The following is an 11181-nucleotide window of genomic DNA, read 5'->3' as shown; positions in this document are numbered from 1 at the left end:
GTATAGTGGACACAAATCAAGCTTCTCCGCAATTTACGTGTTGCAAAGCCAAGTATAGTGGACACAAATCAAGAATCAGCGCAATGTACGTGTTGCAAAGCAAAGTATAGTGGACACAAATCAAGCTTCTGCGCAATGTACGTGTTGCAAAGCTAAGTATAGTGGACACAAATCAAGCTTCTGCGCAATGTACGTGTTGCAAAGCTAAGTTTAGTGGACATTAATCAAGCTTCTGCGCAATGTACGTGTTGCAAAGCCAAGTATAGTGGACATTAATCAAGCTTCTGCGCAATGTACGTGTTGCAAAGCCAAGTATAGTGGACACAAATCAAGCTTCCACACAATGTACGTGTTGCAAAGCTAAGTATAGTGGACACAAATTAAACTTCCACACAATGTACGTGTTGCAAAGCCAAGTATAGTGGACACAAATCAAGAATCCACGCAAAGTTCGCGTTACAAAGCCTCTGTTTGTTCACACTAACACAGATTACCTTTTGCAATACAAACATACTTATTACATCAATCCTTATTCACCTTCAATAATCGCAAACTATTTAATGTAACTAAAAGGGTTGCTCCCATATCTGCAAAAATCGCCATCCATAAAGTAAGCCATCCTGGAATGATTAGCAGTAATGCAAGTACCTTAATACTTAGGGAAAAAGTGATATTTTGTTTAATTATAGTTAGTGCTTTGCGACTTAATTTGATGGTGTATGGTAATTTGCTTAAATCATCGGACATTAGAGCAATATCTGCTGTTTCAAGAGCGGTATCAGTGCCTGCTCCCCCCATGGCCACTCCTACTGTGGATGCTGCAAGTGCCGGTGCGTCATTCACGCCATCACCGACCATTGCTACCCGGTCGTGCTTTTCGCGTAGTTGCTTAATGAAGCTTAATTTATCTTCAGGTAATAAGTCTGCTTTAATATCCTTAACACCTAGCTGGCTTCCGATTGCTTTCGCGGTTCTTTCATTGTCACCTGTTAGCATCACCGTTTCAACACCAAGGTGGTTCAGTTTTTTCACAACTGCTTGAGAGGTTTCCCTGACTTCATCGGCAACGGCAATTAGAAGATAAATTTGATTTTGAGATCCAAGGATCATGACCGTTTTCCCTTGCTCTTGTAATGTTGCAATGTTTTCTTCGGTACTAGAATCCAGCTTTCCATGTAATTCGGAAAATAGTTTGGGGCTACCAACATAGTATAATTCACCGTTTACAGTGGCTTTCACACCTTTACCAGTAAGCGATTGAAAGTCATCAACTAGAACTGCCTTGTAATCTACTTTGTCCTCTTCTGCTTTTCTTGTAATGGCAGAGGCAAGTGGATGCTGAGAACCATGCTCGATAGCTGCAGTAATGGCCAGCAATTCTTTCTCGTTGTCTGCAAAAGTGACGATATCTGTTACAGCTGGAATTCCTTTTGTTAACGTGCCAGTTTTATCAAAAGCAACTACTTTTAAGTGACCAGTTTCTTCTAAATAAACGCCACCTTTAATCAGAACTCCATTTTTGGCAGCATTCCCTATCGCTGTGACGATAGAAACAGGTGTAGAAATAACTAGTGCACAAGGGCAACCCACAACAAGAACAGTTAATCCGCGGTATATCCATTCGTTCCATTCTCCGCCGAGGAAAAGAGGGGGGAGAACAACTAACAATAGGGCAATGACGATAATGGCAGGTGTATAATATTTCGCAAATCTATCAACAAATTGCTGGGATGGCGCTTTTTCAGCTTGGGCCTCTTCTACAAGGTGAATGATTTTTGCAAGAGTTGTATCCTCAACTCTTTTGGTGACAAGCACCTCTAGCAATCCTTCGCCATTAAGCGTACCTGCAAATACTTCGTCATCCGTTGCCTTCATAACAGGAACACTCTCTCCTGTTATTGCAGCTTGGTTTAAGGTGGAGGTTCCTTTTATAACCTTTCCGTCCATCGCCAACTTCTGCCCTGGTTTAACAATCATGATATCGCCAATTTTGATTTCATCGACTGAAATGAGCATTTCCTTATTCTCACGGCGAATGAATGCTTCTTTTGGAGCAATATCCATTAAGGATTCAATCGATTTTCTGGCTTTGTCCATAGAATAACGTTCCAGTGCCTCACTTATGGCAAAGAGAATAACGACAACAGCGCCTTCCCCCCATTCGCCAATAGCTGCTGCGCCGAGGATGGCAATGGTCATCAACGTATTCATATCAAACTGCAATCGAACTAGATTTTTAAGTCCGTGCATAAACAGTGTATAGCCACCAATTACAATGGCGGCACCAAAACCAACGACAGGAATCCAATGTCCTTCTCCATATTGAAACTGTAGGATAAAACTGACTATTAAAAGGACAGCAGAAATGTACACTTTTATGTTGGCCTTTTGCTTCCAAAAAGGGATGGTTTCTAGTCTTTGTTCCTTTTCATCACGCAGCTTTAAATTTTCAAAAGACCCGGCTTTTTCTAACTCTTGAATAGTAGTTGTTCCGGTTATGGTAATTTTTGCTGCGCCAAAGTTTACTTTTGCATCTTGAACACCTGGCAAGCCTTTTACATTATTCTCAAATTTATTTGCGCAGCCAGCGCAAGTAAATCCTTGCACTCGATAGACTTTTTCATCTACTGCTTTTGCTTCACTCATTCATTTTCCCTTCTTTCTGATGCTCCAAGGTGATTAAAAGGATTTGTCTGATATGCTCATCATCCAATGAGTAAAACGCCATTTTCCCTTCTTTTCTAAACTTTAGAACACCTTGTTTATATAATGTTCGTAAATGGTGGGAGGTAGTTGCTACAGATGAGCCAATGATATTGGCAATGTCACAAACACATAGTTCTTTTTCTATACATAAAGCATAGGAAATCTTAGCTCTATTCTCATCAGCAAGGGCTTTAAATATGTTAGCAACCCCTTTTATATCTTCTTTTCCGACCTCTGATTGGACTCTGTTTACCTTCTCTTCATCAAAGCAAGTTACCTCACACGTATCCTTTACTGACATCGATATTCCCCTCTCATTCAAATGTTCATTTGATTATAGTATAATATATGCTATTAAGTTATTCAAATATTTTTTTGAATGATACAAAATAAAGAAAAAAGGGCAATAACCTTAATTGTCATATTTTATTCAAATCTTCTTTTGAATAAAAAATGGTATTTTGATAGAATGAGTAGGGAAAGTCAGTAAGAAACGGAGAGGTTTATATGGCAAACAAAAATAATCCAGCAAAAATATTGGTTATTGTAACTCTTATTGTTGCTGCCCTGATAATAGCAATTGTCGTTCTTACCCAAACAAATGCAAAAGACGAAACATCCTTTGAAAATATACCTAATACAGAAGGGCAACCTGTCCTTGGCCAAGAAGATGCACCTGTAACTATTGTGGAATTTGGTGACTTTAAGTGTCCTGCATGTAAGGCATGGGGTGAAAATCTCTACCCTCAATTGGTAAATGATTATGTAGATACAGGGAAAGTAAAATTTGTCTATATTAATGTTCTTTTTCATGGACAAGAATCGGCCTTAGGGGCTGCAGCTGCAGAGGCTGTTTGGAAGCAAAGTCCAGAAGCGTATTGGGATTTCCATAAAACCCTTTTTGATGAACAGCCTACAGCAAACCATGATGCTCTATGGATTACACCTGAAAAATTAGTAGAGGTGGCAAGCAACACAGAAGGCGTCGATATTGAACAATTCAGAGCAGATATAAATAGTCAGGAAATTATTGATGCTGTTCTCCTTGACTCTGAACTTACGGAAGAGTTTAAAATAGCTCAAACTCCAACCATTATGGTAAATGATAAAGCTTTAGCAGATCCTTTCGATTATGAAAAAATGAAAGAGCTAATAGAGTCAGAACTAGAAGGTACCGAATAATGAAACAAGTTAAAGAAACCTCTAACAACATCTTTTTATATTTGGCTTGGCTTGTATCTATTATTGCCACTCTAGGGAGTCTCTATTTCAGTGAAATAAGAGGATTTATCCCTTGTGAATTATGCTGGTACCAAAGGATATTAATGTATCCACTAGCCTTGATACTAGGGATATCGACCTTTCAAAATGATACGTCGGCAAAAAAATTCGCCTTACCAATGGCTATCATTGGCTGGTTCATATCCTTCTATCATTATTTAGTTCAAAAAGTACCAGGGTTTGCAGAAATTAAACCATGTGTGAATGGTGTCCCGTGTAATGCGCAATACATCAATTGGTTTGGATTTGTGACGATTCCTTTCTTGGCGTGGACTGCCTTTACGCTCATTATTCTTTTCCTAACGATCTTAACGGTTAAAGAAAAGAAAGCGAATAAATAGAATGTATTAAAAACACTTGCATCGGTAACTTGAGCAAGTGTTTTTATTTTTAGTTACAATTATCCCCACACTCTCTCCCGAAAAGATCGATTTGAATAGTAGTATGCTTCAAGTGAAACGTATGCTGTAGTATTTCGTTAGCTTTAGCCAATGCTTTCTGATGAGAGATAGAATCATCAATGACAAGATGGCAGCTTAAAGCAGGAAATTCAGATGTTATCGACCAAATGTGAAGATCGTGGACTTCCTTCACACCATCAATTTGCAGAAGGGAATGCCTGATATCCTCCACCTTTAAGTTTCTTGGAGCTCCTTCCATTAAAATATGAAAAGAATCCCTTGTCACACGGTAACCACTAATGATAATGAGAACTGCAACCACGACACTTGCTATCGGATCTGCCATATTCCACCCGAAAAACAGAATTAATAGTGCAGCGACAATAGCTCCAACTGAACCTAGCAAATCACCGATAACGTGTAAAAAAGCACTTTTTACATTTAAGTTATGTTCCTTGTCCGCACTCATGAGAATATAGGCAGCAATTATATTAACTATTAGTCCAATTACAGCTATAGTGAGCATCCCACCACTCACTACATCTGGCGGATCTTGAATTCGTCTATATGCCTCGTAAAATATGTAAACAGAAATTCCGATTAACGTAAGTCCATTTATAAATGCTGCCAGTATTTCAAATCGTTTGTACCCAAAAGTTTTTGTTAAGGTCGCCTTTTTCTCTCCAAAAGCAAGTGCGACATAGCTTAATCCTAATGCCACTGCATCACTGAGCATATGACCTGCATCAGAAAGTAAGGCAAGGCTATTGGTTAAGATACCGCCTATGACTTCCACAAACATATAGGTAAAGATAATAATAAACGATAGCATTAAAGCTTTTTTATTTTTGGAATGATGCTGATGATTGGCACTCATATGATTTTCCCTCTCCGAAAATAATTAATACGAATATTATGCAACAAGGGCGAGAAAAGTATGAAACTGTTGGACTAACCTATATACTAGAATTAAGTACTAATATCGGGAGGGTAATAGCATGGAGGTTTTTGCTGAAGTTTTAAAAAAAGTAGATAATCCAGAGCACCGGGAGAGAATGGAAGAATTGTTGACTTGGGTATCAGAAGAATTTCCATCACTTTCACCAGTTGTAAAGTGGAATCAGCCTATGTTTACAGATCGTGATACGTATATCATTGGCTTTAGTGCGTCCAAAAAGCACGTAGCAGTTGCACCTGAACAAATAGGGATTAGCCATTTCTTAGAGGAAATTGAAGAAGCTGGTTTTGATCATACGAAGGAATTGGTACGTTTTAAATGGAACAGTCCGTTTGACTATGACTTACTTAAGAAAATGATTGAGTTTAATATAGTGGATAAGGCAGATTGCACAACCTTCTGGCGTAAATAGGTTAGATATATAAATGAAAATAATGTCTGTATTTCTCCATTAGAAATATGGACATTTTTTCTAGAGTAAATGAAAATAAACGAGGTGATGGATATGAATATATTTATTGTTGAGGATGATAGTCTTTTATTAGAAGCGCTAAAAAAGGGACTAAGCAATTGGTCTTTTCAAGTATCATCTCCAAATGATTTTGGAGATGTGATGGGCTCTTTCATTCATACTCAGCCTCATTTAGTAATAATGGATATTCAACTACCTAAATATGATGGATTTCATTGGTGTAGAGAAATTCGTGCTGTATCAAAAGTTCCTATTGTGTTTCTTTCTTCTAGAGATCACCCAATGGATATGGTCATGGCGATGAATATGGGGGCAGACGATTATATACAAAAACCTTTTAACATGGAAGTGTTATTGGCAAAAATTAATGCTATTCTTCGTCGGACATATGCATATGAAGAGGGAGCCACAGATGTAGTAACATGGAACGAAGCATTGATTGATCAAAAAAGAGGGGTTATTCGTAAGGACGGAAAAGAAATAGATTTGACCAAGAATGAATTTTTTATATTAAATATGCTTGTAAAATCAAATGATGAAATCGTCTCACGTCATGAAATCATGAGAATGCTTTGGGAAGATGATCAATTTATTAATGACAACACCCTCACAGCTAATATCACGCGGTTAAGGCAAAAGCTTTCACAACTAGGTATATCGGAAGGGATTATTACAAAAAAAGGAATTGGGTATATGGCAGTTACCCTTTAGGGGGATAGAAATGTTCTTACGATATCTTTCATATAAAAAGAGCTGGATTTTTTTAGTTGCTTCCTTACTTATGTTAACGAACGCACTTATCGTATTCGATCAAGGCATCTCCTTTAGTATGTTTTCTTTAATGTATCTCAATGTTCTTTTTCTCATTATCTTCCTCGCATTTTTCATTTGGCGTTATAAAAAAGAAACAGCATTTATGTATAAGCTTCAAACATTAAAGGAAGAAATAGGTGAAAGTTGGGTCGAAGCTTTGCCAGATGCTAACTATTCATTTCCCGATAAAATGATAGTGGAGTTAATGAGAAATACAGATGATTTTTACAAAAAGAGATTTCATGATGTGAAGAAAACGCAATTAATGGAAAATGATTATATTACATCATGGATTCATGAAATAAAGGCACCTCTAACTGCTATGAAGATTACCATAGATTCCAATAGAAGTGACAGATTAGCTCAAAAGATAGAAACAAATTGGCTAAGGTTGCATTTACTTATTGATAGGCAGCTGTATATTACACGACTTCCAACACTGGAAGCGGACTATGTAGTGGAGCAGGTGAAAATGGAGGATCTTTTAAAAGAAGAGATTCGTGATTTGGCATCTTGGTGTATGGAAAAAAATATGAATGTACAAATAGACAGTGATGTAGAAGTTCCGATTGTAGTAACAGATAGAAAGTGGTGTAGATTCATCATCAGACAACTCATGACTAACGCTATTAAGTACAGTCCTGAAGAGGGAACAATACGTATAACACTTGGAAGAAAGAGTAATGGGGCAGTTTGGTTGGGAATACATGACGAAGGACCAGGTATTCAAGAGCACGATCTTCCTCGTATTTTTGATAAGGGATTCACTGGTGAAAATGGACGGATTCAGAATTCGGCTACTGGCATCGGACTATATCTTGCGCAAGCTGTAGCGAATAAATTGAGCATCACCTTGGATGTAGAATCTACCTATGGAGAAGGAACGGCCATGTATATGACTTTCTTGAGAGAGGATCAGACAGAGGCAATAAGACGAACGATGGTACAATAACAATTAAAAAGCCACAGGTAAAAGGGATAACATTTCCCCTTTCTGTGGCTTTTTATCGTTTTTGCATCTAATGTGACAAAATTATCACATTAGATCAACTGTTTGTCATCTGAAACTTGCGACCGACGAGTAGAAATCCAATTATAATAAGGACATATTAATACGAGATGGGAGATTAACATGAATTCACAAAAGACAGTATTAAACGCGCAAGGTGTTTATAAATCATATGGAGCAAAAGGAAATGCTCAACAAGTGTTAAAAGGAATAGATCTTCGTGTGTTAGAGGGCGATTTTGTCGGAATTATGGGTCCATCGGGTTCTGGTAAGACGACTTTGCTAAATACGTTAGCAACTATTGATCGAGCCTCTGGTGGAAACATTTTGATCAATGGGACTGATGTTTCTACATTAAAGGATAAAGATCTTTCGAAAGTTCGTCGCACGAGTCTAGGATTTATTTTTCAGGATTACAATCTACTTGACACTCTAACTGTTAAAGAAAATATCCTTTTACCTGTTTCCTTAATGAAAAAAAATGATAGCGAAGTGGAGGAAGCATTTAATAGTATTGCAGAAATTTTAGATATAAAGGAGCTAGCGAATAAGTATCCTTCTGAAATTTCTGGAGGCCAAAAGCAACGAACCTCCGCTGCACGTGCACTCATTCATACGCCTTCCATTGTATTTGCTGATGAGCCTACAGGTGCTTTAGACTCTAAAGCCGCTTCTCTATTATTAGAAAAGCTAGCGGATATTAACGAAGTGAAAAGTGTGACAATTGTAATGGTAACCCATGATCCGGTTGCTTCAAGTTATTGTAGTCGGGTTGTATTCATTAAAGACGGGAAGATATTCTCGGAGCTGTATCGTGGGAATAAATCAAGAGAAACATTCTTTAAAGAGATTATGGACGTGCAAACGGTGCTTGGGGGAAATCATGAATGACAACAAGTAAATTGTTTCTCCGTAGTATGAAGAAAAACATTAAGCTCTATTATCTCTATTTCTTTTCCATGATATTCAGCATAAGTCTTTATTACATTTTCGCGACCTTGCAGCATGATCCTGCTGTGGCAGAAATGACGGATCTTACATCCGGATTTTCTAATGCATTTTTGGCGGCAGGGATTCTACTTATCGTCATTATCATTGTGTTCACTATTTATGCTAATAGTATTTTTCTCAGGCGGAGAAGCCAGGAGATTGGTCTTTACCAAATGATTGGCCTCTCAAAATCATGGGTTACTCGCTTTCTTATCCTGGAACAAGTGGTATTAGGATTTGGTTCCTTACTACTTGGTATGGCTATGGGTGCTCTATTATCAAGGTTCTTCCTCGTTGTCCTCATAAAGCTTATTGGGATAGAGACTGTTGCAGGACTGCCATTTTCACTCACCGCTACTATACAAACGGTCGTTGTTTTTACTATGTTAATGGTCATTACAATAACTCAGATTATTCGATTGGTTTCCCGCAACAGTTTATTAGATTTGTTTCGCGCAGAAAAACAAAAAGACCCAATAAAAAAACCGAATACGATGTTTTCTGGATTACTCGTAATAGTAAGTGTAGGACTAATAAGTTTCGGTTATTATGTATCAGGAATCATGCTTGATGACATAGAAACATTATTGCAAAATATGTTACTTGTGCTTAGTTCCACTATATTAGGAACGTATTTGTTATTTCGAGTTACAATAGGTTGGCTATTTTATCAGTATCGAAAAAAAAGGAATGGAAACCTGGGATTAAAGAACAGTCTGTCTATTGCAACACTGATGCATAGAATGAAGGGGAATGCGAATTCTCTTACGCTTATCACTGTATTGTCTGCGATGACCATTACGATGGTATCACTAGCCTACTCTTTGTATTATTCAGTAGAAAATGACAGCAGGCTCTCCATGCCGTTTGATTTTGCAATGGAAAATATGGAAGCAACGGCTCAATCATTCCTGTTGAACCTAGATAAAGAAGATGTAACCTATCACCACTACCAAATCGAATCTCTCCAACTGACGGGGAACATATCGGAGCAAGAGCGAGTTATCTTGTTATTTCCAGCTGAACAATTGCAAAAGGCTGGTATAAATGTAGAGGTACCCCCAAACGGTGAAGCTGTTTACTACAATTCACGAGCACTTATAGAGGGAATGAATGACAAAGATCAAAAAGATGTTCATTTGGGTAATGCTGAAACTCTTCTCATAACAGATACGGTGCTGAAAAACGTCATGAATGTTTCTTTTTATGGGGACCAGCTTGTGATTTCAGAAGACATGTTTGGGAAACTTGCAGCAGAATTTACCGACGAAGAGGCTCTCAACATTGTATATGATACCTTCCAAATAGAAAAGGATGGAGAACGAGAAAAAGCTTCAGATATATACGCACTATTACCACAAGAACGGTTGATGACAGATTACTACTCCATGTATCAAGGAGCAATTCAAATGAACGGACTGTTCATTTTTGTAACAGCATTCTTAGGTTTAGTATTTTTGATCTCTACTGGAAGCATCCTGTATTTTAAACAAATGACAGAAGCAGAGCAAGAAAGGCAGTATTATAAGACGCTGCGTCAGCTTGGTTTTAGTGAAAATCAATTAATGCAAGGCATTGTCCTCAAACAAATCTATGTATATTGCATTCCATTAGTAATAGGCTTGTTGCACGCAATCTTCGCATTAAAGGTCGGTTCAGTTATGGTAATTTCAAGTATCATTTTTCCATCTTTGATAGGGATAAGTGTGTACGTGATCATCTACTTACTTTTTGCGATATTAACGGTCAGCTATTATCGCAAGATTGTAAAAAGTGTTATATAAAAAGGGGCGAAAAAGAATGAAAAAAATACTAATCTCCATCTTACTTCTTAGTGCGGTAGCTTTTGGTGGCTATACCATTTTTAAAGAGAGCTTGGACAGATATAATCCTTTTATTATCCAAGAGCATGTATACGTCCAAATAAAAGGATCTCCAGAGGACAATGACGGAAGGTTCAAGTATCAAATAGAGGGGTATAATGCCGATGGAAAAACTAAAAAGGTAACGTTTACAACGAGTACAGTTTTAGCAGAAGGTACTTATGTAAAAGTATCGGCTAAGGGTGCTTATACAGAGGGATTTGAAATTATAGAAGAGGAAGATTTGCCAAATGGTGTGTCCAATTTGCTGTGATTTATCAGAAAACCTCTAGAATAAAATGACCAGCTTCGATAACATAAACGAGGCTGGTCGTTTTTTACTTCACCGATATTTGACCCTCTTTAAGGAAGGAAACGCACATATCAACTCTCTTTACAAATTTTGTAACGAAAAACTGAAACCTCCCAACTAGCTTTTGCGTCTAACGAAAAAAGACCTGCGGTAATATGTCAACTGAAAAATAAAAGAATATGAAGTTATCAAAGGTCAATTTGCTTAAAAAAGACATCACGAAACTAATCCAGCAACTAGATGTCATTTACTGGGATTTTAATTAAGGATAGCGATGACGTTTCTTACGTCATTCTTTCACGCCCCTTTCAGGCGTAAAGAGTTGGTGACTACGTAGTAGCGCATCCACCAATCGCACAAGTTTTCTTGCGGTTAG

11 protein-coding genes are annotated in these 11181 nt (G+C 37.7%); 8 read left to right on the top strand and 3 right to left on the bottom strand.

Annotated features, from left to right (window positions below; genetic code table 11):
• Nucleotides 1–522: 522 nt before the first annotated feature.
• A complete protein-coding gene (locus LRP81_RS22535; protein ID WP_230505340.1) occupies nucleotides 523–2646 on the bottom strand; it encodes a heavy metal translocating P-type ATPase in 2124 nt (707 codons plus the stop codon).
• Entirely contained in the window at nucleotides 2639–3007 is a 369-nt protein-coding gene (locus LRP81_RS22530) for an ArsR/SmtB family transcription factor (protein WP_230505338.1), read from the bottom strand. The genes LRP81_RS22535 and LRP81_RS22530 overlap by 8 nt, the downstream gene beginning before the upstream one ends.
• 206 nt (nucleotides 3008–3213) lie before the next feature.
• Between LRP81_RS22530 and LRP81_RS22525 the strand changes: the two genes are divergently transcribed.
• Together LRP81_RS22525 and LRP81_RS22520 are read left to right on the top strand one after the other, a co-directional pair.
• On the top strand, nucleotides 3214–3888 hold the full coding sequence (locus LRP81_RS22525) for a DsbA family protein (RefSeq protein ID WP_230505336.1): 675 nt from the start codon (nucleotides 3214–3216) through the stop codon (nucleotides 3886–3888).
• Complete coding sequence (locus tag LRP81_RS22520) at nucleotides 3888–4328, top strand: disulfide oxidoreductase (RefSeq protein WP_230505334.1); 441 nt, start codon at nucleotides 3888–3890, stop codon at nucleotides 4326–4328. The genes LRP81_RS22525 and LRP81_RS22520 overlap by 1 nt, the downstream gene beginning before the upstream one ends.
• A gap of 49 nt (nucleotides 4329–4377) precedes the next feature.
• On the opposite strand, the gene LRP81_RS22515 is transcribed toward LRP81_RS22520, so the two are convergent.
• Nucleotides 4378–5265: a cation diffusion facilitator family transporter gene (locus tag LRP81_RS22515; RefSeq protein WP_230505331.1), complete on the bottom strand. Its 888-nt coding sequence runs from the start codon at nucleotides 5263–5265 to the stop codon at nucleotides 4378–4380.
• Nucleotides 5266–5386: 121 nt separating this feature from the next.
• Between LRP81_RS22515 and LRP81_RS22510 the strand changes: the two genes are divergently transcribed.
• The 6 genes from LRP81_RS22510 to LRP81_RS22485 all read left to right on the top strand — a co-directional run bounded on the left by LRP81_RS22510 (nucleotide 5387) and on the right by LRP81_RS22485 (nucleotide 10766).
• A complete protein-coding gene (locus LRP81_RS22510) occupies nucleotides 5387–5758 on the top strand; it encodes an iron chaperone (protein WP_230505330.1) in 372 nt (123 codons plus the stop codon).
• A gap of 87 nt (nucleotides 5759–5845) precedes the next feature.
• Nucleotides 5846–6529: a response regulator transcription factor gene (locus LRP81_RS22505; RefSeq protein ID WP_317987115.1), complete on the top strand. Its 684-nt coding sequence runs from the start codon at nucleotides 5846–5848 to the stop codon at nucleotides 6527–6529.
• A 10-nt stretch (nucleotides 6530–6539) separates the two neighbouring features.
• Nucleotides 6540–7583: a sensor histidine kinase gene (locus tag LRP81_RS22500; protein WP_230505326.1), complete on the top strand. Its 1044-nt coding sequence runs from the start codon at nucleotides 6540–6542 to the stop codon at nucleotides 7581–7583.
• A gap of 180 nt (nucleotides 7584–7763) precedes the next feature.
• On the top strand, nucleotides 7764–8531 hold the full coding sequence (locus LRP81_RS22495; protein WP_230505324.1) for an ABC transporter ATP-binding protein: 768 nt from the start codon (nucleotides 7764–7766) through the stop codon (nucleotides 8529–8531).
• Nucleotides 8528–10414, top strand: a complete 1887-nt coding sequence (locus tag LRP81_RS22490) for an FtsX-like permease family protein (RefSeq protein WP_230505323.1) — start codon at nucleotides 8528–8530, stop codon at nucleotides 10412–10414. The genes LRP81_RS22495 and LRP81_RS22490 overlap by 4 nt, the downstream gene beginning before the upstream one ends.
• Before the next feature lie 16 nt (nucleotides 10415–10430).
• Nucleotides 10431–10766: a YxeA family protein gene (locus tag LRP81_RS22485; protein ID WP_230505321.1), complete on the top strand. Its 336-nt coding sequence runs from the start codon at nucleotides 10431–10433 to the stop codon at nucleotides 10764–10766.
• Nucleotides 10767–11181 lie beyond the last annotated feature (415 nt).

It is taken from the genome of Sutcliffiella rhizosphaerae (genome assembly GCF_917563925.1).
Lineage (GTDB): Bacteria > Bacillota > Bacilli > Bacillales > Bacillaceae_I > Sutcliffiella_A > Sutcliffiella_A rhizosphaerae.
The sequence above is the reverse complement of the archived record's forward strand: the minus strand, read 5'-3'. Positions and strand labels throughout refer to the sequence as shown.

Coding starts and splice junctions, on each gene's coding strand:
- LRP81_RS22510 (WP_230505330.1), top strand. CDS start 5,387: ATGGAGGTTTTTGCTGAAGTTTTAAAAAAAGTAGATAATCCAGAGCAC.
- LRP81_RS22525 (WP_230505336.1), top strand. CDS start 3,214: ATGGCAAACAAAAATAATCCAGCAAAAATATTGGTTATTGTAACTCTT.
- LRP81_RS22500 (WP_230505326.1), top strand. CDS start 6,540: ATGTTCTTACGATATCTTTCATATAAAAAGAGCTGGATTTTTTTAGTT.
- LRP81_RS22495 (WP_230505324.1), top strand. CDS start 7,764: ATGAATTCACAAAAGACAGTATTAAACGCGCAAGGTGTTTATAAATCA.
- LRP81_RS22535 (WP_230505340.1), bottom strand. CDS start 2,646: ATGAGTGAAGCAAAAGCAGTAGATGAAAAAGTCTATCGAGTGCAAGGA.
- LRP81_RS22490 (WP_230505323.1), top strand. CDS start 8,528: ATGACAACAAGTAAATTGTTTCTCCGTAGTATGAAGAAAAACATTAAG.
- LRP81_RS22520 (WP_230505334.1), top strand. CDS start 3,888: ATGAAACAAGTTAAAGAAACCTCTAACAACATCTTTTTATATTTGGCT.
- LRP81_RS22515 (WP_230505331.1), bottom strand. CDS start 5,265: ATGAGTGCCAATCATCAGCATCATTCCAAAAATAAAAAAGCTTTAATG.
- LRP81_RS22485 (WP_230505321.1), top strand. CDS start 10,431: ATGAAAAAAATACTAATCTCCATCTTACTTCTTAGTGCGGTAGCTTTT.
- LRP81_RS22530 (WP_230505338.1), bottom strand. CDS start 3,007: ATGTCAGTAAAGGATACGTGTGAGGTAACTTGCTTTGATGAAGAGAAG.
- LRP81_RS22505 (WP_317987115.1), top strand. CDS start 5,846: ATGGATATGAATATATTTATTGTTGAGGATGATAGTCTTTTATTAGAA.